The sequence below is a fragment of the Tunturibacter empetritectus genome (genome assembly GCF_040358985.1).
Lineage (GTDB): Bacteria > Acidobacteriota > Terriglobia > Terriglobales > Acidobacteriaceae > Edaphobacter > Edaphobacter empetritectus.
The window spans coordinates 1140877-1165157 of record NZ_CP132932.1; the positions used below are offsets into that span (position 1 = coordinate 1140877).

The window sequence follows — 24281 nt, forward strand, 5'->3', positions numbered from 1 at the left end:
CAGGCCTGGAACATGGCCCAAGGAAAGTGACCATGAGAACAGAGATCGAGCCAGACGTTCCGCTGCGCAAGCCTTTCTATCAGAGCCTCTCCGTGCAGGTCACCGTGGCGATCGTTCTAGGGGTGGCTCTGGGTCGCTTCGCGCCGCAGACGGCCATCGCCATGAAGCCGCTCGGAGACGCCTTCATCAAACTCATCGCCATGGTCATCACCGTGGTGATCTTCTGCACCGTCGTCACCGGCATCGCTGGCATGCAGGATATGAAGAAGGTCGGGCGCGTCGGAGGCAAGGCCCTGCTCTACTTTGAGGTCGTCTCCACCCTCGCGCTCTTCATCGGCCTGGTCGCGGGAAATCTCGCCCACCCCGGCAGCGGATTGAACGTCAACCCCGCAACCCTCGACGTGAAGGCAGTAGCCGAGTACTCCGGCGCGGCCAAGGCGCAAAACACCACGCAATTCCTGCTGCACATCATTCCCACCACTATGGTCGACGCCTTTGCCAAAGGAGACATCCTGCAGGTCGTCTTCATCTCCGTCCTCTTAGGTGTCGCCCTCGCCATGATGCACAGCCGCGCCGAGCCTCTCCTCCGCCTGCTCGAGGTGCTGACCCAGGCCATCTTCACCATCGTCAATCTCTTCATGCGCCTCGCACCCATCGGCGCCTTCGGAGCGATGGCCTTCACCGTGGGACGCTACGGCGTCATGTCCCTCGGGCCTCTGCTCAAGCTCATCCTCACCTTCTATCTCACCTGCGCGCTCTTCGTCATCATCGTTCTCGGCGCGGTCTCCTGGCTGGCCGGCTTCAACATCTTTCGCTTCCTGCGCTACATCAAGGAAGAGATTCTTCTCGTCCTCGGCACCAGCTCCTCGGAGTCGGCTCTCCCCAGCCTGATGGAGAAGATGGAGCGCCTCGGCTGCTCCAAAGCTCTCGTCGGCCTCGTCGTCCCTACCGGCTACACCTTCAACACCGATGGCAGCAGTCTCTACATCACCATGGCCGCGCTCTTCGTAGCTCAAGCCACCAACACCCACCTCACCATCGGCCAGCAGCTCAGCCTGTTTGCTGTCGCAATCCTCACCTCCAAGGGTGCAAGCGGCGTACAGGGCGCAGGCTTTGTCGCGCTCGTCGGAACCCTCATCGTCGTGCCCACCATCCCGGTTGCGGGCATGGCCCTCATCCTCGGCATCGATCGCTTTCTCAGCACCTTTCGCGCCCTGGTCAACATGATCGGCAACGGCGTAGGCACCATCGTTGTAGCCTCATGGGAGCATGAGATCGAAGGCTCCGCACTCACCCAGGCTCTAGCGATGCCAACTAATCGCACCATCGAACAGCAGATCATGGACCAACCGAGCATGGAGCGACAAACCAGAGACCAACAGATCTCGGAGAGCGAAGAAGAACATGAACCCATCGGATGAACCCGTGCTCGGAGGTTCCAACACTCCAGAGACCGCGCCTTCGCGCCGAAGCTTTCTACTCCGCTCCCCCTTGGCTCTCGCGAGCACCATGGCACTGCTGGGAGACCCTCACACACTAAGCGCCCACGCCTCTGCAAAGCAAACCTCGCAAACGGTCATGTGGAGCCGCGAGTACTGGGCCCACAGGGGAGACCTTAAGCTCTACCTCTTCCGCAAGAACGCCGGCCACGCCCCATCCGGCCACTCCACCCGCCCCATCCTCTTCCTCTGTCACGGCTCCTCCGTCTCCTCCCGGCCAACCTTTGACCTCGAAGTTCCCGGCCACGGCGAATACTCCCTGATGAACAAGTTCGTAGAGTTCGGCTTCGATGTCTGGACCATCGACTTCGAGGGCTATGGCAGATCCTCGCCCTCTGCCGGCAACTCGAACATCGCCGACGGCGTGGAAGACCTGAAGGCAGCCAGCCTGATCGTCGAACAGGAGACCGGCCAGCCTAGCTTTCATCTCTACGGAGAGTCCGGCGGCGCACTCCGCGCCGGAGCCTTCGCCGTCGCCCAGCCCGCCAGCGTCCGCCGCCTCGTTCTTGCAGCCTTCACCTGGACAGGGAAGGGCTCTTCCACCCTCACCAAACGCGCCGAGTCGCTGGACTCCTACCGCACCCACAACCTTAGACCACGTGGCCGGGACGCCATCCGCAGCATCTTCACCCGCGACAAGCCCGGCACCTCCGATCCCGCCGTCGCCGAGGCTATGGCCGATGCCGAGCTCAAGTTCGGTGACTTTGCCCCTACCGGGACCTACCTCGATATGTCCGCCAACCTTCCCCTCGTCGACCCCACCAAACTCCGCGTTCCCGTCCTCATCGTGCGCGGCGAGTATGACGGCATTGCCACCGAGGAAGATCTCCTGAACTTCTTTCGCAACCTTCCCATACCCGACCGCGAGTTCGTCATCCTCCCCGGGGCCGCTCACTCGGTCGCCCTCGGCACAAACCGAAGTCAACTCTGGCACACCATGCGAGCGTTCCTCGATATGCCTCCGCGTCTCGATCAGAAGCCTCCTCCACCAGACTCCGGTTTTTAACGTTTGTTCCTTAACATTGACGGCACTTCGCACGAATACTCCCGTGCACCTTCGGAAAGCGAGCAACTCTCCTCCTATGAGTCTCTCCCATCTGCTCTCCCGCCGCGCCTTCCTCGTCCAGGGAGCACTGGCCGGAGTCTCCGCCAACGCGGTCACCGTCGCCCCATCCCCGCAAACACCCGCAGCGCAGACACCTACGCCGCAAGCAACCAGCGACGTCCAACCGTCCACTCCCCCCGCGACCCGCATCCTCGCCGACTGGCTGGTCTCCTCTCCGCCATCCGCCGTACCCGACAATGTGCGAAAGGAAGCGGTGCGCTCCATCGTCAACTGGGTCGGAGTCACCGTCGGAGGCTCTGGCCAGCAGGCCGTCGTTCGAGCCCTCGCCACCCTTCAGCCCTACACCGGCACCTCCTCCGCCCATCTCTTCGGCCGCCCCGAGACCCTCGATCCGCTTCGCGCCGCCCTCATCACCGGCATCAGCTCCCACGTGCTCGACTACGACGACACCCACCTCGAGACCATCATCCACCCCGCAGGCCCCGTCGCCAGCGCCCTCTTCTCGCTCGCTCAGACCCGACTAGTCAGCGGAGCCGATCTCCTCCACGCCTTCATCCTCGGCACCGAGATCGAGTGCCGTCTCGGCAAAGCCATCTATCCCTCCCACTACGACATGGGCTGGCACATCACAGGAACCTGCGGAGCCTTCGGTGCCGCCGCCGCCTGCGGACGCATCCTCGGACTCAACCCCCAGCAGATGCGGTGGGCTCTCGGCATCGCCGCCACCGAAGCCGCTGGCCTCAAGATCATGTTCGGCAGCATGTCGAAGAGCCTCAACATCGGCCGCGCCGCCGAGAACGGCCTCCTCGCCGCACTCCTCGCCGCAAGCAACTTCACCAGCTCCGACGAGAGCATCGAGGGTCACGAAGGCTACATCTTCGCCGCCTCCCGCCAGCACAACTACGCCCCGCTCCTCGACGGCCTCGGCCAGCACTACGAGATCGTCCTCAACACCTACAAGCCCTTCGCCTGCGGCATCGTCATCCATCCCGTCATCGACGGCGTCCTCCAACTCCGCAACCAGCACAACCTCAAAGCCCCCGAGATCCGATCCATCGCCATTCGCGCCAACCCCCTCGTCCTCGAGCTCACCGGCAAGAAGACACCCACCACTGGACTCGAAGCCAAGTTCAGCGTCTTCCACTCCGCCGCAGTCGCTCTCCTCCGCGGCTTCGCAGGAGAGAAGGAGTACACCGACGAGGCCGCGCGCGATCCCCAGGTCGTTGCCCTGCGCGAGCGCGTCTACGTCTCCGTTGACCCCGCCATCCGCACCGACGAGGCGTACATCACCATCACCACCACAGGCGGCCAAACCTTCACCAAACACGTAGAGCACGCCGTAGGCAGCGTCCAGAACCCGCTCACCGACAAAGACCTCTCCTTCAAGTTCACCCAGCTCGCCACCGGAATCCTTCCCCCCGCCCAGATCGAAGAGCTTCTCACTTTTGCTTGGAACCTACCCGAGCAACACAACGCCGGCGACCTCCCGCGTCTGGGATCCATCGCATGACAAACGATCCATCCACTACCTTCCCGAGGAATCCATGCTGAACCAGAACGACGAAAGGCCTTCCGCCGACTCTCTATCACGCCGCTCCTTCCTGGAGGCCGGTTCCGTAGCCTTAGCCGCCGCAGCCTTAGGAGGTGCCAGCCTCTCCGCCCAACAGCCATCGGCCACCCCACATAACGCATCCGGCTCTAATCCCGGTCAAGAGAATCTTCCGCTCCTCAAAGAAAACCCCAGCTCTAATACTCCTCCCCGTACTGACCGTGGAGACATTGGACCGATCTGGTACTCCTTCGACCTTAACCACAAACGCCTGGAGAATGGTGGCTGGACACATCAAGTGACTCAGCGTGAGCTTCCTCCATCCAGGGATCTCGCCGGAGTCAACATGCGCCTCACCGCCGGGAGCTTCCGCGAGCTCCACTGGCACACCGCAGACGAGTGGGCCTACATGATCTACGGCTCCGCCCGCGTAACTGTCCTCAATCCGGACGGGACCATCCAGATCGAAGATGTCTCCAAGGGCGACCTCTGGTTTTTTCCCGCTGGCTTCCCGCACTCCATTCAGGGCCTCGCCTCCGACGGCTGCGAGTTTCTTTTGGTCTTCGACGAAGGATTTTTCTCCGAGGAGAACACCTTTTCCATCTCCGAGTGGGTCGCTCACACCCCGCCAGAGATCCTTGAAAAGAACTTCCGCCTTAGCACCAGCGAGCTTTCGAAGCTGCCCACACGCGAACTCTTCATCTTCCCCGCCGCGCTGCCGCAGTCCCTCGAGCACGACCGCCAATCCGCAGGCGGTCCCTCTGCCGTATCGCCCATCCAATACATCTTCCGCGCGGGATCCATGCCGCCCACAAAGTCTTCCGCCCAGGGCGAAGTTCGCATCGTCGACTCGCGTAACTTTCCCGCTTCGAAGTCCGTCGCCGCCGGCATCGTAACCCTCAAACCCGGAGGCCTGCGCGAGCTGCATTGGCACCCCACCGCCGCCGAATGGCAGTTCTACATCGCAGGCTCCGGCAGGATGACTGTCATAGCCCCAGGTGGCCGCGCACGCACCATGGACTTCAACGCAAACGACGTTGGCTTCGTCCCCACGGCTGCTGGCCACTACATCGAAAACACCGGCTCCTCCGACCTCATCTTTCTTGAGATGTTCAAGCTCGATCAATTCCTCGAGTTCTCTCTCAATAACTGGATACGTCGTCTCCCCCCAGAGATGGTCTCGGCTCACCTCAACCTTGACGCCTCTTCCATAAGCCGCATTCCCGCAGAGAAGCTGGCCATCCTTTAGTCGCGTGTCGTGATGGGGATTCCTGCGTGGCATCCTCGTTGTTCCGCTTCCCCACCACCGCGATTTGCCCGAATTCAGGAGACTCAATGGACGCACCGCACCTATCGTTCAAACCAATGGAGGCCACAAACTCCGTCCCCCAACTCACTCGCCGGAATCTGCTCGCAAAGGGAGCCTGTGTGCTGGCCGGCGCGGCTCTGCCTCTTCGTTCCTATCTATTTTCAGAGGAGCAGCAGACGCCCTCCGCCCCCATCGGCCCTGTCATGCAGACCCTCAGCACCTACATGGCCCAGGCCGCCACCCGGCCACTCCCTCTCGCCATCATCGAGCAGGCAAAGAATCACATCCTCGACACCTTCGCCGCTATGATCTCCGGCTCCCAGCTTCCTCCCGGCCGCGCCGCCATCGCATTCGCGCAATCCTACGGCGGTAAGCCAGTCGCCTCTGTCGCCACCTCCACCATTCTGTGCGGTCCGCTCGAAGCCGCCCTGGCCAACGGAGTCCTCGCCCACTCCGACGAGACCGATGACTCCCACTCCCCGTCGCAGTCCCACCCAGGCTGCGCTGTAGTTCCCGCCGCACTCGCTGTGGGCGAACAGTTCAACATCTCCGGCTCCCACTTTCTCCGCGCCGTCACCCTCGGGTACGACATAGGCCCGCGCTTCGGCGTCACCCTCGGTGGAGTCAACTATCAGACCGAGACACACCGTGATCCCCACGCCACCTCCGAAGGCTTCGGAGCCGCAGCTGCCGCTGGCTGTGCCGCCTCCCTCGACGTACGCCAGATGCGCCTCCTCCTCGATTACGCTTCGCAGCAGTCCTCAGGCTTCACTGCGTGGCAACGGGACACCCTCCACGTCGAAAAAGCCTTCGTCTTCGCCGGCATGCCCGCCCGCAATGGAGTCACCTCCGCTTTGCTGGTTCAGGCGGGCTGGAGCGGCGTCGATGATGTGCTCTCAGGCCCCGAAAGCTTCTTCGCAGCCTACGCCTCTCACGCCAATCCTCAGGGGCTCGCCAAGAATCTAGTCGGCGGTCTCGGAGAGCACTACGAGATCACACGCACGAATATCAAGAAATGGTGCGTCGGCTCGCCCATTCAAGCGCCGCTCGACGCCGTTCAGCTCCTCCTGAACCAGCACTCCTTCACCCCGGACCAGGTTCGTCACGTCACCGTAAAAGTCGCCACCCGCGAGGCCACGATAGTCGACAACCGCGCACTCCCCGACATCTGCCTCCAACACCTCGTCGCCGTCACGCTCGTCCAGCGAACCCTAACCTTTCGCTCTGCCCACGACGCCGCCCTCATGAAGGATTCAGGCATCCTCCAACAACGCGCCAAAGTCACTCTGATCGGAGACGAAGAGCTCGAGAAACGCCTCCCCGCCCGCGAAGCCACCGTCGAGATCCTTTTGAATGACGGCACCGTCCTCACCCAGCACGTCGACGCCGTCCGCGGAACTGCCGAGAACCCAATGAGTCGTGAAGAGATCATCGCCAAGTCCCGCGACCTCATCGAACCTGTCCTCGGACCTGCGTCCTCGAAGGCGCTTATCTCTGCAGTCCTCCAGCTCGAGCAACTCACAGACATACACACTCTCAGCCGGTTGCTTCGCAGCTCGTCATGATATTGGGACACAAGCGCATGGAGCAAAAGGCGCGTCGACGCTTGGCTCCAAAGGCGAGAAGACCGCCCGCGTAGGCCGCGTTCACACTGGATGGAAAGCGTGCTGGAGACAATCCGCGTCATGATCGACTTGACTGCCACAGCCTGTCGTTCGTTCATTCGGGAACGAGGCTGGATCGGACGGATGGTCCGCCCACGCGAACTTCCGCGATGAGGTGATGCCTCGTCTGCTTCACCGGAAATCTAGAGGTCTCTTGGGGATCCTGATACTAGTTTGTGGCGGAGAATGGGGGATTCGAACCCCCGATAGAGCTTTCGCCCTATAACGGTTTAGCAAACCGCCGCCTTCAGCCACTCGGCCAACTCTCCGTCTGTGTTGCGGTGAGCATCACCTATAGGTGATGCCCGGCTGAGGCAATTATAGCAAGACAGCTGCTTCGCGAGTCAGCGGGTTAACGAGTCGGCCACTTCGTGGCATGACGACAGGTGGAGACGACGAAGAATGTCTGGTAAGTGAGGCGCTTCGGGTTCGCGGTCTGGCGGGACTCGCTATATAAAGACTGAATGGCGCTGGGCCGGGTGGGTTTGGGAAGAGCGAGGGCGGCGGGCGGGGGGAAGATACGGCTGCTGCCGCTGATTGCGGCGACGTACTTTATGGTGGCGGGTGGGCCGTATGGGCTGGAAGATGTGATTGGCATGGCGGGTTATGGGCGGGCTCTGCTGCTGCTGCTGGTGATTCCGGTGGTGTGGAGTCTGCCGACGAGTTTGATGGTGGGGGAGCTGGCGGCGGCTATACCGGAGGAGGGTGGGTACTACCGGTGGGTGCGGCGGGCGATGGGGGAGTTCTGGGGGTTTCAGGAGGCGTGGCTGAGCCTGGCGGCGAGCGTGTTCGATATGGCAATCTACCCGACGATCTTTGTGCTGTACCTGGGGAGGATTGAGCCGGCGTGGACGGCGGGGTATCGGGGGACGGCTTGGGCGCTGGCGGTGGTGGTGGTTTGTATGGTGTGGAATCTGCGAGGGGCGCGGGCGGTGGGCGAGGGGTCGGTGGGGCTGTTCTGCGTGCTGCTGTCGCCTTTTGTGGTGCTGACAGCGGTGGGGTTGTGGAAGGGGCTGGTGAGTGGGCATGGGGTGGAGTTCGCTTTGCTTCGTGGACCGGGAGTTGGGACGGGGCGAGTGGATTGGGCGGGGGCGGTGTCGGTGACGCTGTGGAACTATATGGGGTGGGATAATGCGTCGACGGTGGCGCAGGAGGTGGAGGAGCCGCAGAGGAACTATCCGCGGGCGATGCTGTCGGCGACGGGGCTGGTAGCGCTGACGTATGTGCTGCCGCTGGCCGCGGTGGCGCTGGTGGGGATTCCGGCGGCACAGTTTTCTACGGGGGCGTGGACGGATGCGGCGAGAGAGCTGGTAGGACCCTGGCTGGCGCTGTGCGTGGTGCTGGGTGGAATGATCAATGGTGGGGGGATGTTCAACGCGCTGATGATGAGCTATACGCGTGTGCCGTATGCGCTGGCAGAGGAGGGTCTGCTGCCGGAGGTGATGGAGCGGAAGAACAGGTGGGGCGTGCCGTGGGTAAGCGTGGCGGTGTGTTCGGTGGGGTGGGCGCTGGCGCTGCGGTTGTCATTTGAGCGGCTGATCTCGATTGACCTGGTGCTGTATGGAGGGGCGTTGATGCTGGAGTTTGTGGCGCTGGTGGTATTGCGGGTGAAAGAGCCCGGATTGGCGAGGCCGTTCAGGGTGCCGGGTGGGGTTTGGGGTGCGGTGGGGATGGGGGTTGGGCCGGGGGTGTTGATCGCGTTTGCGCTATGGGCAGCGCGAGGGGAGCGGGTGGCTGGGCTGCCGGCGCTGGAGTTTGCGGGGATTGTGGCGGCGGCGGGGCCGATGGTTTATCTGGGGGCGCGGATGGTGCGGAAGGGCCGCTTGGGTGGGTGAAAGTGCTTGTCCTGCCGGACGGGCTCACTGCGCGTGAGGCGGTCACTTCGTGACTTGTGTACCCTGTCTCGGCAGGATGAGGGGCTTGACCCTCCCGTTGGTCGGGATCTGGCTTAGACTATTTTTTCGGGACTGGCTTGGGGATGGGCGTGACTTTGTTATCGAGGAAGCGCTGCTGGGCTTCGAGGACCTTGTTGCGGGCGAAGGAGGCGTCGCGCCAGCCTTTGACTTCGACGCGCTTGCCTTCGAGGTCCTTATAGATAGCGAAGAAGTGGGTGATCTCCTTAAGCATGTGGGGATATATCTCGGAGAAGTTCCAGACATCTTTGTAGCGAGGGTTGTCCTGTCCGACGCAGAGGACCTTCTCGTCGCCGAGGCCCTGATCGAGCATCTCGAGGACACCGATGGGGCGGACCTGCATGACGCAGCCGGAGAAGCTGGGAGTGTCGACGAGGACGAGGCAGTCGAGGGGGTCGCCGTCGTCGCCGAGGGTGCTGGGGATGAAGCCGTAGTCGCCGGGGTAGTGGACGGGGGAGTAGAGGTTGCGGTCGAGACGGAAGACGTGGAGCTCCTTGTCGTACTCGTACTTGTTGACACCCTCGTAGGGAATCTCGATGACTGCGTTGATGACCTCGGGGCTTTTAGGCCCAACGGGGAGTTCCAGGTAGTTCGTCATAAAGGCTGGTGTCTCTTCTCTTGTCCGATCAAAGTTTTAGGCGGAGGGCGGCGTTGTGTCGCTTGGGTCCGAGCTTGCCTGGCGGAGGTTCGTGACCTCGATTGAGGGCGAAGGCTGCACCTTGTCTATAATCAGACAAGATGAAGGCTCATGTCTATGTCACGCTGAAACGAACGGTGCTGGATGCCCAGGGGCAGACGGTTGCAGATGCTTTGCGGCGGATGGAATATCGCGGCGTTGCGGATGTACGGCAGGGGAAGTATTTTCTGCTGACTCTGGAAAATGGATTGGAACAGAGCGCCGCGCAGGCCGAAGTGGAACGGATTGCGCGTGAGGTGCTGACAAACCCTGTGATTGAAGAGTTTACGTTCCGGCTTGAGGCCTGAGCGAAGGCTTTTTGGGTCTGTACTCGACGGGCGGCACCCGATACTAAAGTGACGTGAATTTTTCGGGTGCCATGAACAGCTTAGGCTGGCGCGAGTTCGCGCGACGAGCCACGAGTGCTAGGCTTAAAAGGTTATAGAGGACGAGTCTTTTGAGTGATGCGATCGTGGAAGGTGCGACAGTATGGTCTGCCGATGCGGCGTCGGGCGGCAGCCGCTTTGTGCGGGCGTGCCTGCGTCGGCCGGTAGCCAGGACGCCGGTGTGGTTTCTGCGGCAGGCAGGGCGGTACATGCCGGAGTATATGGCCGTGCGGAAGCACCATTCGCTGCTGGAGATCTGCCGGACTCCGACGATTGCGGCCGAGGTAACGATTACGGCCGCTGAACGGCTGGGCGTGGATGCTGCGATTATCTTTGCCGATCTGCTGCTGCCGTTTACGCCGATGGGACTGGACTTCGAGTTCGTTGCGGGAGAAGGGCCGGTGGTTCATACGCCGGTGCGGACGCTGGAGCATGTGAAGGCGCTGCGGACCGATCGCGTGGAGGAACTACAGTACGTTGCGCGCGCCATCGAGCAGGTTGCAAAGCACTTTGCTGCTCCGCGGGCGGATGGGGATGAGTTGGGAATCATTGGATTCTGCGGTGCTCCGTGGACGCTGGCTGGGTACATGATTGAGGGCGGCAAGCAGGGCGGCGGGGATCGCAACTACATCGAGACGAAGAAGATGATGTACTCCGATGGAGCTGCGTGGTCGCTCCTGATGGAGAAGATTGTTACCGTTTTAGTTGCTTATGCGCAGCAGCAGGTGGAGGCTGGCGCGGATGTGATCCAGGTCTTCGATAGCTGGGTGGGAAAGCTGAGCGTTCGAGACTATCGGCGGTACTGTCTTGGATGGACGACGGAGCTGGTCGAGCGCATCAAGTCCCTTGGAGTGCCGGTGATCTACTTTGGCGTGGAGACCGCTTCCCTGCTGCCGGCGATGAGCGAGACGGGAGCAGACGTGATTGGGCTGGATTGGCGGACGCCTTTGGATGCGGGATGGAAGGCAGTCGGCCCGGGCTGCGCGGTGCAGGGAAATCTTGATCCGGTTGCATTGTTCGCAAACGAAGAGGTGTTGAAGGATCAGGTGCGCGAGATTCTGACCGCCGCAAATGGACGGCCCGGGCACATCTTCAACCTGGGCCACGGCATTGTGCCTGGTACGCCGGTGGAGAATGTAATTCGCGTGGTGGAGTGGGTCAAGGAGTTGAGCGCGGTTGGAGTGACACGACGATGAGTTTTGAGAAAGGTAAAAGCGCGGTTTTGCTGCTTGCCCATGGAACGCCGGACATGCTGGGTGAGATGGCCGAGTATCTGAGCAAGGTGACCGGCGGGCGAGCGATGCCGCAGGAGATTGTCAAAGAGCTGCAGCATCGGTATGCGCAGATCGGGCTGCAAGAGGCGCCTGGGTTGGAGCCTCCGCCGCTGACGAAGTGGACGATGGTGCAGGCACATATGTTGGAGCATGTCTTGGACGCGGGCAAGGTGTATGTCGGTATGCGTAACTGGCATCCCTATATTGCGGACACCGTTGCGGAGATGCGACAGGATGGAGTGACGAGAATCAAGGCTGTGTGCCTGGCTCCGCAGAACTCCCGGACCAGCGTCGGACTTTACCGGAAGGCTGTGCTCTCTGCGGCGACTGGCATTGAGGTTGAGTTTGTTGCTGGATGGGCGGACAGTCCGCTGCTGGCGGAGGCCTTTGCCGAGAAGCTGCGCCCGGTGTGGACGGAAGCCTGCGCTGAGTCGGGACAGCGAGTGCCGGTTCTGTTTACAGCGCACAGCGTGCCGTGCCGAACAATCATGACTGGTGAGGCTTCGATTACGGGAGCGAGGCCGGGAACTCCTGTGCAGGACTCGCCTGATCCTTATCCTGTGGAGGCCAAGCGCACCGCACAGATGGTGGCCGATCGAATGTCGGCAATCGGTTTTCGCGAGAACGATTGGTACTTCGCGTTTCAGAGTCAGGGTATGAGCGGAGGACCGTGGATTGGGCCGACGGTGGAGGACACGCTCAAAGCGATCAAGGCAGAAGGGCACGTGGGCGTCGTGATGCAGCCGGTGGGGTTTCTCTGCGATCATGTGGAGATTCTGTACGACATTGACGTTGCTTTTCGTCAGACGGCGAGCGAGCTGGGTCTGAAGTTGTGGCGGGCGGAGAGCCTGAACGACTCGCCGGTGCTGGTGGAGGCGCTGGTGGACGTAATCACCGGAAAATATAAGGCGACCGTCGATGAGGTGATGGTTCCGGCTTAGGTATAGGCTGTCTTGAGGGCCGACGGCGGGGGCTCTGTTCTCCGCTCTTTTATTGGCAGATGTTTCCTGGAGAGAAGATGAAGCGCGTTGCGATTGTTGGCGGCGGAGTCGCAGGACTGGCGGCGGCGTATGAGCTGTCGCGGCAGGCCCGTAACGGCGCATCGCTGCAGGTGGTGTTGTTCGAAGCCTCGACGCGCCTGGGTGGAATTATCGAGACGGTGCATGAAGGTGAGTTCGTGATTGAGTGCGGACCCGATGCGTGGGTGACGGAGAAGCCGTGGGCGCGTGAGCTGGCAGAAGAGCTTGGCCTGGGCGATGAAGTGATACCTTCCAACGATGCCACGCGGAAGACTTATATTCTGGTCGACAAGAAGCTGCAGGCGATACCGGATGGTATGCGGATGATGGTGCCGGCCGATCTCGATGCGCTGGATGCGTCGGAGATGTTTAGCGCGGCGGCGAAGCGGGCTTATCGCGAAGAGGTGGGACGAGCGGAGCAGTTGCGGGCGGACGCTCCTGATGAGGATGAAAGCGTTGCGGAGTTTATTCGACGCCACTTTGGAGAAGAGGTGCTGACGAAGATCGGTGCGCCTTTGCTGAGCGGTGTGTTTGGCGGCGATGTATCGAAGTTGAGCGTGCGGGCGGTGATGACTCCCTTTGTCGCAATGGAACGAGAGCATGGCAGTCTGATCGTCGCACTGCAGGCGCGTGCGGGAGCGAAGAAACACTCAGTGTTCACTACACTGCGCAGCGGTATGGGAACGCTGGTGGATCGTATGATTGCGGCCATTCCTGAAGATTGGATTCGACTGGCTGCCGAAGTGCAATTTGTGTCGTGCGGCGACGAAGGTTGGCTGGTGGGAACAGCTCGCGGTGTGGAACGGTTCGATGCCGTGATGATGGCGACTCCGGTGGATGTTGCTTGTTCTTTGCTGAAACCGGTGGACGCGGAGGTGGCTCCGTTGATGGAGATGGCGGCAAGCTCCGCGGTGGTGGTGGCATTTGGCTTTCCCGATGCGACGAAGTTTCCCGTGCCGCCTGGGTTTGGCTTTCTGGTGCCCCCAGGCTCCGATAGTCTGCTGCTCGCTGCAACCTTCGTCGATCAGAAGTTTGAAGACCGGGTGCCGCAGGGTGGACGGTTAGTGCGAGCCTTCTTTGGAGGCAAAGCTGCAGAACGGCTGATGCGATGTCGTAACGACGAGACCGCCGCAGTGGCGCGGATGGAGCTGGCCAGGATTCTGGGGCCGCTGCCGGAGCCTCAAGTGACCGTGGTTCGGCGATGGCCGCGAAGCCTCCCACAGTATGCCGTGGGGCATCTGGAACGGATGAAGAAGCTAGATGAACGAGTGAGTGAGCTTGATGGACTGTCGCTGCTTGGCAACGGATATCGTGGCGTGGGTGTGCCCGACCTAATTCGGGATGCCCGGGTTGCGGCGAGGCGTATCGCAGGTGCGAATAAAGATCTTGCAGGGGTCGCGGAGCTGTAAATATTTGACCCGGCGCAATGGCCGGGATAGTCTTTTTCTACACTGGTGTTGGGAAGACGGTGTAAATCCGTCGCTACCCCGTAACTGTAAGCGCTGAGAGTTTTGACGATTGGTATTAAGCCACTGGGATTTGTCCTGGGAAGGTGAGTCGAAGCTCGGTGAAGCGTAAGTCAGGAGACCTGCCGGTGGCCGATCAGGCTTGATTCAGCTTCGCTGGGAGAGCTGAAGAGCATTCTCGCTGACTGCAACCGAGGTCTGCCCGAGCGCTGCCTAACTTTATTCCCGCTCTGCTCGGCTGCTTCGAAAGATGCCGGGCAAGGAGCTAACAATGCAGGAGATGCGCCAGAGTTCCGTGACACTCGTTCTTGGCGGCGTTCGCAGCGGCAAGAGCCGTTATGCGCAGCAGCTTGCAGAGCGAGAAAGCCGCGTGATCTTTGTGGCGACAGCGAAGGCTTCGGACGACGAGATGCAGAGGAAGATCGAACGGCATCGCAAAGAGCGCCCGGCGGAGTGGATCACGGTGGAGGAGCCGTTGGAGCTGGTACAGGTACTGACAGAGCATGGGCAGAGCTGCGATGTGATGGTGGTGGATTGCCTGACGATCTTTGCGGCGAATCTTCTTGAGACCGAAGGTGATGACCAGGACACCGTAAATCGTCGCGTTGAGGCTTTCTGTGAGGCGTTGCGGTCGGCTGGTTGCTCGGTTGTGCTGGTTTCAAACGAGGTGGGCAGCGGAGTGGTGCCGGCGTACCCGATGGGGCGGCGTTACCGTGATCTGCTGGGAGAGATCAATCAGAGCGTGGCAAGAGTCGCCGATGATGTGGTGCTGATGGTAGCCGGGCTGCCACTTGCGCTGAAGGGACATCTTGAGGTGACTCTGTGAGAGGGCTGCTGATTTCAGGTGCTGCAAGCGGCGTTGGTAAGACTACGGTATCTCTTGCGGTTATGGCGGGCCTTCGACGGCGCGGGCTTGCGGTGCAGCCGTTCAAATGTGGGCCTGACTTTCTGGACACGGGACACCACACCCGAATATGTGGGCGAAAGGCTCGCAACCTTGACACGTGGATGCTGAGTGAAGAGGCGAACCGAAGTGTTCTGCGAGATGCAGCTCGGGGCGCGGATGTTCTGGTTGCTGAAGGCATGATGGGACTGTTCGATGGAAAGAGCGGGAACACCGAAGCGGGAAGCACCGCGGAGATTGCTAAGCTGCTGAAGCTGCCGGTAGTGCTGGTTGTCGATGCGGCAAAGACTGCGCGAAGCATCGCAGCGGTGGTGCTCGGCTTTGAGATGTTCGATCCGCAGTTGCAGCTTGCTGGTGTGATTCTGAACCGCGTTGCGACGGAGCGGCACTACGAGATGCTGCGGGCGGCGATTGAGACCAACTGCAGGACAAAGATTCTGGGCTGGCTGCCGCGCGATCCGACGATTGCGATTCCTGAACGGCATCTTGGCTTGCAGGGGGCGGCGGAAGCGGCGATTGATAACGATGCAGCGATCGACACGCTGTCTGCGCTTGCGGAAAAGTTCTTCTGTCTGGATCGTTTGCTTGAGCTGCACTATGATTTGGAGCTGAACGAGAATCAGGATTTCGGCGTGAAGCGTTCGCGATCTGAAGAAGATGTGCGAATCGGCGTCCCGTCCGATCATGCGTTCTCGTTCTATTATGAGGACAATCTTGACCTGCTGCGCGAACAGGGAGCTGAGATCGTCTGGTTCAGTCCACTGCACGACAGGTGTCTGCCAGACGGACTGGACGGGCTGTATCTGGGGGGAGGATATCCCGAACTGCATGCAGAACAGTTGAGCAGTAATCGCAGGATGCTCGAGGATGTTCGTACCTTCGCGGCTTCGGGAAGACCGGTCTATGCGGAGTGCGGAGGGATGATTTATCTATCCGAAAGCCTCAGCACAACGGACGGGGAGACGTACCCGATGGCTGGCGTGCTACCGCTGTCGATGCAGATGACGGATAAACTCGTGCAGTTCGGATACGTCACTGTTGAGTTCACCGCCGACTGCTTGCTGGGCGTGAAAGGAACCACCGTTCGCGGGCACAGCTTTCACTATTCGTGTCTTGTTTCCCGGGGAGAGGTGGCAACAAATTATCGCGTGCAGTACTCGATGTCCGGCAAAGAGGAGCTTGAGGGATTTAGGCAAGGCAATGTGCTGGCCAGCTATGTTCATCTACACTTCCGGGCGAATCCTACAATCGCGAGAGATTTTGTCGCTGCCATTCGACGAGCGCGCACACTGCAGACGGTGGCGCGGTGAGCGACTCTAACATCGTGTCGACCATTGAGTCGCCTAGTGAGCGGTGGCTTGCAAAGGCACGAGCGCATCTCGATACTTTGACCAAACCGCTGGGCAGTCTCGGCCGGTTGGAAGACTTTGCGGCACAGATGGTGTCGATTCGACAGCAGGAGTTTGCGGAGCCGCTACGAAAGGCTGTCTACATCTTTGCAGCCGATCATGGAGTTACCGCTGAGGGCGTCAGTGCGTATCCAAGCGAAGTGACGCGGCAGATGGTGCTCAACTTTCTTGCTCATGGCGCGGCTATCAATGTGCTCGCGAAACTTCACGGCGTCGAGATGAATGTTGTCGATGTCGGTGTGGATGCGGACTTCAACCGGATCGGCGGACTGTTGCATCGCAAAGTGCGCAGGGGAACGCGCAATATGATGCATGAGCCCGCAATGAGCAGCGACGAGTTGACGGAAGCTCTTGGTGTAGGACTGGACCTGGCTGACGATTCGAAGACGAAGGGGCACAACCTGGTTGCTGTCGGCGAGATGGGCATTGGAAATACCACGGCTGCGAGCGCCATCACCACTCTTCTTACCGGGAAACCAGTTGAGTTCACTACCGGCAAAGGGACCGGCCTGAACACCGAGGCGTTGCAGCACAAACGCCGGATCATCGAAGTAGTTTTGCAGAAGTATTTTGGGGAAGCGAAAGGTGACACTCTGCCTGATCCAGTCGATATACTCCGTATCGTCGGTGGGTTGGAGATCGCTGCGATGACGGGTTTCATACTCGGCGCGGCGCGGCATGGAGTCGCAGTGGTTGTCGACGGCTTCATTTCTACAGCAGCTGCTGCAATTGCATACGCGTTAGCCCCGCAGGTGCGCGGCTATCTTTTTGCTGGACATCAATCCGAAGAACCCGGGCACAAGGCGCTGCTCGACTACCTGGAATTGAGGCCGATTCTCGCGTTGAATATGCGTCTGGGCGAAGGCACTGGCGCGGTCCTGGCTATGCCGATCCTTGAGTCCGCGATGTGCCTTTATAACCAGATGGCGACGTTTGAATCTGCCGGCGTGAGCGAGGCTAGGGATTGACCGTAGCAGCACAAATTCGGAGACTTGGCGAGGAGCTCATAGTCGCCTTCCAATTTCTCACGCGAATCCCCATGCCTGCGATTGCGTTCGAGTCCGATTCCCTCTCGCGTGCCGTCAAATTTTTCCCGCTGGTTGGATTAGTTGTCGGATCAGGAGCCGTGCTGCTGCAAAAGCTGCTGACAACACATCTTATTCGTCCTCTTGCCGCGCTGGTTGTGCTCACTTATTTTGTACTGATTACCGGCTTTCTGCATGAAGATGGCCTTGCGGATACTGCAGACGGGTTCGGCGGTGGTTGGACTAAGGATCGGGTATTAGCCATCCTGCGAGATAGCAGGATTGGAAGTTACGGCGCGACTGCTCTTATTCTGTCGTTGCTGGCGCGCTATCTCCTGCTGTCTTCAATGCCGATGGAGCACTTTGCCGCTTACGTCATATCCGCCCATGTGCTCTGCCGATGGAGCTCCCTTCCGCTGAGTTATTTTCTCCCTCCTGCTCGCAAACAGGAGGGACAAGGTGCGCGCATCGCTCGGCTCACCTCTCTCCCTTCGCTGCTGTTTGGTTCGACCTTCGCTGCCGCAATCGTGGTCTTCGCTCTTCGACGGGCTTCCGTGCAGCCTCTTTTCGTCTCCCTCTTTGTAGTGACATTGAGCGGGTGGTTCTACTATCGAAGGATTGATGGCGTGACTGGAGATTGCTTCGGCGCAACCAATCAGCTTACCGAAATCGCGGTTTACTTCTGTGGGGTATGGATCGCATGAGCGAGATACTCTTCATTCGTCATGCGGCGACAGACATGGCTGGAACCTTTTGCGGCCACTCTGACCCTGACATCAATGCGCGCGGACAGCAACAGATCTCCGAGTTGATCGACAGACTTCGCAAGGAGAGTATCGACATCGTTTACACGAGCGATCTGCGTCGCGCTGCGGCGACTGCCAGCGCAATTGCCGAGGCGTTCGGCGTTGAGTGCGAGGTGCGTGCGGCCCTGCGTGAGATCAGCTTCGGCACATGGGAGGGGCTTAGCTGGAAAGACATTGAACAGCGCGATGCGGTTTATGCGCATCGATGGATGGCGGAATATCCGAGATTTGCGGCGCCTGACGGAGAGGACTTCAGCGACTTTGAACGGCGGGTGCTGAAGGAAGTGGAGTTCTTGTCTACAAAGGCAATAGAACAAAGGATCGCGGTCGTGACCCACGCGGGAGTCCTGAGAACCGTGCTGTGCTCGCTGGGCAACTGCAGCCAGCAAGATGCCTGGAGACAGACTGAGAGCTACTGTGCCATTGTTCGGCATACGGTTGCACCACCGCTCCTGACGCAGATCATCGGAGCGAGCTCATGACTTCGCGTAAGGTTGACGTACGCGAGTTGATCGCCTGGGGTTTGGATGAATACTCCTACCGCGACGACGTCACAGGTTTCAATTCGAGGGAGTTAGCTGCCCGCATTGCGAAAGCAGGTGCGAAGTTAGCCGAGCATGCTCGGTACACGAGTATCAGCGCTTTACTCGAGCGAGAGACACGAGACATTCAACCTTTGCTCGCGACGGTAACGCAACGCGAAGACTTGCAAGCGGAGTATCGGGGCCTTGACTGGATGCTGGGCGTGGTCGACCTGCGCCTTCTGCTTGCATTTCAACGCCGGTTGATCTTCAATCCATCACGGCAGGCATTGTGTATGCCGGCGCAAAACGATTGGCCCGGTTTGATCTCACTCACTGTCGGTTCGCAACGCAGCACGGAGCATGTTTTGGTTCATAACGGCAGCGATACTGACCTTTTGGATATTAGCCTTCACTCGAATAATCCTGATCTGCAGCTACGGTTTACTCCGAAGACGAGCGGATTTGGAGCTTTGCCACTGTCGCTGTATGGCGGCACTCCTTTCTTCGAAGTAGCTGAACTACGCGGACGCTGGCTTTTGCGCGATGGCTATCATCGCGCCTACCATCTTCTGCAGGCGGGAGTCGATCGCACTCCTGCCGTCGTGATCCACACACGGAGCATCGAGGAACTTGGCGCAACCGCCCCATGGTTTTTCGGTGAAGAGCAGATCTTCTCTGATCGTCCTCCGCGGGTCACGGATTTTCTTGATGACGACCTGATCCTGCACTACGAGAGAACGGCTCTCCGCAAATTAATTCGTATTCGTGTGGAAGAGTCGCTGCAGCCGTTTGACGAAGTTCAAGAACAAGAGGAAAGACTATGAGCATTGCAACCAAACGTGGAGATGGCGGACAGACAGGACTGGCCGGCGGAATTCGCATCTCGAAGGCTGACTTGCGTGTTGAAGCTTATGGGACGGTCGATGAGCTGAACTCGGCTCTAGGCTTTGCCCGAAGCATCTGCACAAATAAGGAGATTCATGACTGGACCGAGACGATCCAACGCACGCTGTTTCGAGTAGGGTCCGCGCTGGCTACCCCGCCGGAGAGCAAAAAACCTCCGCCATCCGTTTTGATCGAGGACGTTGACATGCTGACAGACCTGGTTCATCAGATCGAGGCAACCGAAGGCATCCTTGCCGACTGGTCTTTGCCCGGTGCGCATACCGAGTCTGCCGCATACGAAGTTGCTCGCACAATTTGCCGGCGCGCAGAGCGAAACGCTGTTCGACTTGTGAACAGTGGCGTAGAGCTCAAGCCTGAGATACTCTCGTACCTCAATCGCTTGTCCGACGTGATCTGGCTCTTCGGCAGACTCATTGAAGTAAAGGTAGGCGTTGATGCGCGGCTGCGCAGCGGCGACACTGCGGGACCGAAGTGGTCAAGGGCATGGAAATGACGAAGGCTGCAGGCTTCGACGAGAATGAGCGAAATGCCATCTACCGGGCGATTCGCGAGCGGAGAGATGTGCGCCGCGGCTTTCTCCCGGAGCCAATTCCAAATGAGTTGCTATATCGGCTACTCGAAGCTGCACATAACGCACCTTCGGTTGGTCTGATGCAGCCCTGGCGATTCATTGTCGTGCGCGAACTCGCTGTGCGTCAAAAGGTTCACCAGATCTTCCTCGATGCAAACACGCAGGCGCTGGCGCACTACGAAGGGGAAAAGCAACAGAGCTATGCGGGGATGAAGCTCGAAGGCATACTGGAGGCACCGCAGAATCTGTGCATCGTGTGCGATTCGCAGAGCAGCCAGGGGCACCAGCTGGGACGACGAACGATGCCTGAGACCGCGATCTACTCGGCCGTCTGCGCGGTTCAGAATCTGTGGCTCGCCGCAAGAGCCGAGGGCATCGGCATGGGCTGGGTGAGTATCCTTGAGCCGTCTTTGTTGCGCGAGGCTCTGAAGATTCCCGGCCATATTACTCCGGTGGCTTATCTGTGCTTGGGTTACGTCGATGCGTTTGCTACAGAACCGGACCTTGAGCGCGCCGGTTGGGAGACAAGAACGCCTCTGAAGAGCGTGCTCTCGCTGGATGAATATGACAGCAGCTGGGACCAGGGGCGGCTGCCGTCATGAGAGCGCGAGCAATCATGGTTCTAGGTACGGGCTCTCATGTCGGCAAGTCTCTGCTGACTGCCGCTCTATGCCGAATCTTCGCGCAACATGGCTATCGCGTTGCGCCGTTCAAATCGCAGAATATGTCATTGAACTCTGCAGCAACTGTTGAAGGTCTCGAGATCGGGCGTGCACAAGCGTTGCAGGCAGAGGCTGCAGGAGTCGCGTCCTCGGTTCATATGAATCCAATTTTGATCAAGCCGTCGGGCGACCACTCTTCGCAGGTAGTTGTACGCGGCAAGATCTGGGGACGAGTCACGGCAGCGGACTATCATCGTCGACGCATAGAAGAGCTGCTGCCCGTGGTACGCGAGAGCTATGACTCGCTTGCCTCTCAGTACGACGTAATTATTCTGGAAGGTGCCGGATCACCAGCTGAGATCAACCTCAAACAGCATGACATTGCGAACATGCGAATGGCGGAGATGGCAGATGCCAGCTGCCTGCTGGTGGGGGATATAGATCGCGGAGGGGTGTTCGCGTCGTTGCTGGGAACGCTGGAGCTGTTGGAACCGGACGAGCAGCGGCGGATTCGTGGATTCGCGATCAATAAATTCCGTGGTGACGCAAGCCTCTTGGAGCCCGGCATACGAATGATAGAAGAGCGTGTGAAGAAGCCATGTCTCGGCGTCGTTCCTTATCTGAATTCTCTTATGCTCGAAGAAGAAGATAGCCTGGGTCTGCCGGTGTCTGCTCAAACTCAGTGGACTGGAGAGCAGATTGCGGACCAATGGACTGATCGCGCCTTGCGGGTCGCAGTCATTGCACTCCCTTCTTTTTCGAACTTTACGGACTTCGATTCTTTGCGGGCGGAGCCATCGGTATCACTTCTCTTCTGTCGCACAGCAGAGGCGATCGCACACGCTGATGTCGTCATTCTGCCTGGCAGTAAACAGACTGTGGATGACCTTCTTTGGATGAGAGGTTCAGGTTTAGAGGTCGCTATAAAGCGACACGCGCAGACAGGCTTGGTTGCAGGTATCTGCGGTGGTATGCAGATGCTTGGTAAAACTATCAGCGACCCGTCCGGAATGGAGCACGAGGGATCGGTTGCGGGTCTTGGCTTGCTTCCCATCGGCACCGTCATGCACACCGAAAAAGTAACCAGAAATGCCAGCGGACAGATTGAGGTTGAGGTTTTGTTCGACCATCCCGTTACTGATAGCAGGCTCGCAGGGTATGAGATTCACATTGGACACACTGACTATGAAGCTGGAGCAAAGCACTTCTCGACACTCTCACCCGAGAATGACCCCTCCAGCAACAGCAGAGACGGTTGCGTCAGTGCCGACACGCGCGTCTTTGGCACCTATCTTCATGGGATCTTCGATGATGATTGCTTTCGTCATCAGTTTCTCAGTGCCGCTCGCGGGTTTCACAAGCTCTCCACGCCGACGAAGATGAATCCCTGGAAGCAACTTCGAGTAGACTCCCTGAACAGGCTGGCACGCGAGGTTGAGAGTTCGCTTGATATGAAAGCAATCTTCAAGTGGGTGGGTCTGTCTTATGAGGTCCCTCTGACAGAGGATGTATCTCCGCAGCGTCGAAGTGCAGGTGCGATGCGATGAGTCGTCGAAGCGTTATCGCAGCAGCTTATCTGTTCGACTGGGTAGCTGGCGATCCTGAATGGTTCCCTCATCCCGTTCGGTTGATTGGCAAAGGAATAGAAGGGGGAGAACGAATTCTTCGAAGGCCCAGGCAGACTCCAGCAGCAGAGTTTGTCGCCGGTGGCATACTGACCTTAGGAGTGGTCGTTGCGGCGTATTTCGCGTCGGCAAAGACGATTGACTGGGCGCATAAGACGGACCGGCGGCTGGGATTCGCTGCGGAGATGCTGCTCGCATGGACGTGCCTTGCATCGCGCAGCCTGCACAAGGAGGCTTCTGCAGTTGTCGACGCTATGGAGGAAGGCGACAGCATCCTGGCCCGACAGCGGCTGACACGAATCGTCGGTCGCGATACGCAGGCACTCGACATGCAGGAGATCAGCCGCGCTGTCATCGAGACCGTGGCAGAGAGCGGTTCGGATGGCGTCGTCGCACCACTTTTTTATTTGGCTATCGGAGGAGTTCCGCTTGCCATGGCCTATAAGGCGATCAACACTCTTGATTCGATGATCGGCCATGCAGATGATCGATATTTTTACTTTGGAAAAATCGCAGCGCGGCTGGATGATGTCGCCAATTTTATACCCTCTCGATTGACAGCTCTGGGTATCGCTGCAGCAGCCGCCTTACAAGACGCGAGTCCTGCAGCAGCGCTTGAGACATGGTGGCGCGACGGCATGAAACACAAAAGTCCGAACGCGGGACAGCCAGAGAGCGCCATGGCGGGCGCACTGAAGGTGCGACTTGGAGGAGACAACTACTACGCCGGCGAGCTTATTGCAGCGCCCCTGCTTGGGGCGGGTTTTCCGCCGCCCAATGTGCTCAAAGCAAGGCTGGCCATCAGGATAGTTACTATCGTCTCTGCCCTTGGCGCAGTTACCGCACTGTTGCTGCATCGGAGACGAAGATGAGTCACCCTCCGCAGGATTTTTTACCCGCACACGGGGGACAACTGCGTCAAATCGCTGCGCAATATGAAATCCCGGTGGAACAGCTCGTTGATTTCAGCGCCAACATTAACCCGGCTGATCCCCCTGCGTCAGTGCTTGCAACTCTAAATCGAGCTTTGGCGGACTTTGCCACACTGACGGCGTATCCAGACCTTGAACTCGCCGCACTCAAGCAGGCACTGTCGAAAGCTTCGAATATTTCGCCGGAAAATATCTCTGTGGCTAACGGCTTTGTACCGCTGCTCGAAGCTGCTCTGCGTTCGTTAGGGATTACACGTTGCCTTCTGCCTGTGCCCTCGTTCAGCGAGTATCGACGTACGCTCGAGAACGCCGGAGTTGCGGCCGCTCCGCACTACCTCTTCCAAGAAAATAGTTTCTCATACGCTCCGGACTCCCTGTTGCAGGCTGCGCTGAAAGAGAGATGCAACGCAATCCTGCTGGCGAATCCGCAGAATCCTTCCGGCTCACTTTGTGAAGCGAAGACGATGCGACGTCTGATAGAAGCGGCCGCTGAGCAAGGAATTAAAGTGCTGCTTGATGAAGCTTTCATAGATTATGTTCCAGAACAGTCCCTGACTGAAGCTGCTTCTCAACATGAGAATTTGATTGTGTTCCGCTCGGTTACAAAATTTTTTGCAATCCCCGGGTTACGTGTCGCCTACGTCGTCAGCAGTCCTTCTTCGATAGAAGATCTGAACCGGAGGCTTCCGCCATGGCCGGTTACAACATTGGCATCGTGTGCAGTCTGCGCTGCGTTGCAGGATGAGACCTATGCGGAAGACACTCGGCGGAAGAACTCCCCACGGCGGACCTGGCTTGAAGGGGAACTCGCTCGCTTGAAGATCGTCACCTACCCCTCAAACACGAACTTCCTGCTGCTTCGCTTTTCCGCAGAGGTCGAGGTCTCACTGCTTTGGGAGAGGATGCTCCTCGAACACCAGATCGTGCTTCGCTCTTGCGCGAACTTCGAAGGGCTCGCGCCAGGCCATCTGCGTATAGCAGTCCGTTCGGAAACCGAAAATGAGAGGTTGATTCGAGGTCTGGAGCAGGTCCTTCGGCGCGCGAAAGGATAGTGGCCAGAGAGGAAATTCGCCCCCTCTGCTTGCAAAACAACGCG

The 24281-nt window shown here is 59.2% G+C and carries 22 protein-coding genes, 1 tRNA gene and 1 riboswitch; of the genes, 21 read left to right on the forward strand and 2 right to left on the reverse strand.

Annotated features, from left to right (window positions below; all coding sequences use genetic code 11):
• Positions 1 to 32: 32 nt before the first annotated feature.
• From RBB75_RS04585 to RBB75_RS04605, 5 genes are all read left to right on the forward strand, one after another.
• Positions 33 to 1421, forward strand: coding sequence for a dicarboxylate/amino acid:cation symporter (locus tag RBB75_RS04585; RefSeq protein WP_353069711.1), 1389 nt, complete (start codon positions 33 to 35; stop codon positions 1419 to 1421).
• A complete protein-coding gene (locus RBB75_RS04590; protein ID WP_353069712.1) occupies positions 1405 to 2505 on the forward strand; it encodes an alpha/beta hydrolase in 1101 nt (366 codons plus the stop codon). The genes RBB75_RS04585 and RBB75_RS04590 overlap by 17 nt, the downstream gene beginning before the upstream one ends.
• Before the next feature lie 76 nt (positions 2506 to 2581).
• Positions 2582 to 4075: an MmgE/PrpD family protein gene (locus RBB75_RS04595; RefSeq protein WP_353069713.1), complete on the forward strand. Its 1494-nt coding sequence runs from the start codon at positions 2582 to 2584 to the stop codon at positions 4073 to 4075.
• A gap of 34 nt (positions 4076 to 4109) precedes the next feature.
• Positions 4110 to 5363, forward strand: a complete 1254-nt coding sequence (locus tag RBB75_RS04600) for a cupin domain-containing protein (RefSeq protein WP_353069714.1) — start codon at positions 4110 to 4112, stop codon at positions 5361 to 5363.
• An 86-nt stretch (positions 5364 to 5449) separates the two neighbouring features.
• A complete protein-coding gene (locus RBB75_RS04605; RefSeq protein ID WP_353069715.1) occupies positions 5450 to 6988 on the forward strand; it encodes an MmgE/PrpD family protein in 1539 nt (512 codons plus the stop codon).
• Between the two features lie 276 nt (positions 6989 to 7264).
• Here the strand turns inward: RBB75_RS04605 and RBB75_RS04610 are convergent.
• Positions 7265 to 7356: transfer RNA gene (locus RBB75_RS04610), tRNA-Ser, on the reverse strand.
• Positions 7357 to 7551: 195 nt separating this feature from the next.
• On the opposite strand from RBB75_RS04610, the gene RBB75_RS04615 reads away from it, so the two are divergent.
• Complete coding sequence (locus RBB75_RS04615) at positions 7552 to 8922, forward strand: APC family permease (protein ID WP_353069716.1); 1371 nt, start codon at positions 7552 to 7554, stop codon at positions 8920 to 8922.
• Positions 8923 to 9040: 118 nt separating this feature from the next.
• Here RBB75_RS04615 and RBB75_RS04620 read toward each other — a convergent pair whose 3' ends face one another.
• Positions 9041 to 9598, reverse strand: coding sequence for an inorganic diphosphatase (locus RBB75_RS04620; protein WP_179639533.1), 558 nt, complete (start codon positions 9596 to 9598; stop codon positions 9041 to 9043).
• 140 nt (positions 9599 to 9738) lie between these two features.
• Between RBB75_RS04620 and purS the strand changes: the two genes are divergently transcribed.
• The 15 genes from purS to RBB75_RS04695 all read left to right on the forward strand — a co-directional run bounded on the left by purS (position 9739) and on the right by RBB75_RS04695 (position 24237).
• On the forward strand, positions 9739 to 9984 hold the full coding sequence (gene purS / locus RBB75_RS04625) for a phosphoribosylformylglycinamidine synthase subunit PurS (RefSeq protein ID WP_179581391.1): 246 nt from the start codon (positions 9739 to 9741) through the stop codon (positions 9982 to 9984).
• A 149-nt stretch (positions 9985 to 10133) separates the two neighbouring features.
• Positions 10134 to 11258, forward strand: a complete 1125-nt coding sequence (gene hemE, locus RBB75_RS04630; RefSeq protein ID WP_353069717.1) for a uroporphyrinogen decarboxylase — start codon at positions 10134 to 10136, stop codon at positions 11256 to 11258.
• Positions 11255 to 12277, forward strand: coding sequence for a ferrochelatase (locus RBB75_RS04635; RefSeq protein WP_353069718.1), 1023 nt, complete (start codon positions 11255 to 11257; stop codon positions 12275 to 12277). Before hemE ends, RBB75_RS04635 begins: the two co-directional genes overlap by 4 nt.
• Before the next feature lie 77 nt (positions 12278 to 12354).
• Complete coding sequence (hemG, locus tag RBB75_RS04640; RefSeq protein WP_353069719.1) at positions 12355 to 13764, forward strand: protoporphyrinogen oxidase; 1410 nt, start codon at positions 12355 to 12357, stop codon at positions 13762 to 13764.
• Between the two features lie 26 nt (positions 13765 to 13790).
• A riboswitch (cobalamin riboswitch) is annotated at positions 13791 to 13965 on the forward strand.
• Between the two features lie 127 nt (positions 13966 to 14092).
• Positions 14093 to 14647 carry a bifunctional adenosylcobinamide kinase/adenosylcobinamide-phosphate guanylyltransferase gene (gene cobU / locus RBB75_RS04645; protein WP_353069720.1) on the forward strand — a complete coding sequence of 185 codons (555 nt, stop codon included), beginning with the start codon at positions 14093 to 14095 and terminating at the stop codon, positions 14645 to 14647.
• Positions 14644 to 16035 carry a cobyrinate a,c-diamide synthase gene (locus RBB75_RS04650; RefSeq protein ID WP_353069721.1) on the forward strand — a complete coding sequence of 464 codons (1392 nt, stop codon included), beginning with the start codon at positions 14644 to 14646 and terminating at the stop codon, positions 16033 to 16035. Before cobU ends, RBB75_RS04650 begins: the two co-directional genes overlap by 4 nt.
• Positions 16032 to 17102, forward strand: coding sequence for a nicotinate-nucleotide--dimethylbenzimidazole phosphoribosyltransferase (cobT, locus tag RBB75_RS04655; RefSeq protein WP_353069722.1), 1071 nt, complete (start codon positions 16032 to 16034; stop codon positions 17100 to 17102). Before RBB75_RS04650 ends, cobT begins: the two co-directional genes overlap by 4 nt.
• Positions 17099 to 17863: an adenosylcobinamide-GDP ribazoletransferase gene (cobS, locus tag RBB75_RS04660; protein WP_353069723.1), complete on the forward strand. Its 765-nt coding sequence runs from the start codon at positions 17099 to 17101 to the stop codon at positions 17861 to 17863. The genes cobT and cobS overlap by 4 nt, the downstream gene beginning before the upstream one ends.
• On the forward strand, positions 17860 to 18447 hold the full coding sequence (locus tag RBB75_RS04665; protein WP_353069724.1) for a histidine phosphatase family protein: 588 nt from the start codon (positions 17860 to 17862) through the stop codon (positions 18445 to 18447). The genes cobS and RBB75_RS04665 overlap by 4 nt, the downstream gene beginning before the upstream one ends.
• Positions 18448 to 18473: 26 nt before the next feature.
• Entirely contained in the window at positions 18474 to 19313 is an 840-nt protein-coding gene (locus RBB75_RS04670; protein ID WP_353069725.1) for a hypothetical protein, read from the forward strand.
• On the forward strand, positions 19310 to 19888 hold the full coding sequence (locus RBB75_RS04675; RefSeq protein WP_353069726.1) for a cob(I)yrinic acid a,c-diamide adenosyltransferase: 579 nt from the start codon (positions 19310 to 19312) through the stop codon (positions 19886 to 19888). Before RBB75_RS04670 ends, RBB75_RS04675 begins: the two co-directional genes overlap by 4 nt.
• Positions 19879 to 20568 (forward strand): 5,6-dimethylbenzimidazole synthase, encoded by a 690-nt coding sequence (bluB, locus tag RBB75_RS04680; protein ID WP_353069727.1) that lies wholly within the window; start codon positions 19879 to 19881, stop codon positions 20566 to 20568. The genes RBB75_RS04675 and bluB overlap by 10 nt, the downstream gene beginning before the upstream one ends.
• The gene (locus tag RBB75_RS04685) at positions 20565 to 22175 is read left to right on the forward strand and encodes a cobyric acid synthase (protein ID WP_353069728.1); all 1611 of its coding nucleotides are present in this window, start codon (positions 20565 to 20567) and stop codon (positions 22173 to 22175) included. Before bluB ends, RBB75_RS04685 begins: the two co-directional genes overlap by 4 nt.
• Positions 22172 to 23125 carry an adenosylcobinamide-phosphate synthase CbiB gene (gene cbiB, locus RBB75_RS04690; protein WP_353069729.1) on the forward strand — a complete coding sequence of 318 codons (954 nt, stop codon included), beginning with the start codon at positions 22172 to 22174 and terminating at the stop codon, positions 23123 to 23125. Before RBB75_RS04685 ends, cbiB begins: the two co-directional genes overlap by 4 nt.
• The gene (locus tag RBB75_RS04695; protein ID WP_353069730.1) at positions 23122 to 24237 is read left to right on the forward strand and encodes a pyridoxal phosphate-dependent aminotransferase; all 1116 of its coding nucleotides are present in this window, start codon (positions 23122 to 23124) and stop codon (positions 24235 to 24237) included. Before cbiB ends, RBB75_RS04695 begins: the two co-directional genes overlap by 4 nt.
• Positions 24238 to 24281 lie beyond the last annotated feature (44 nt).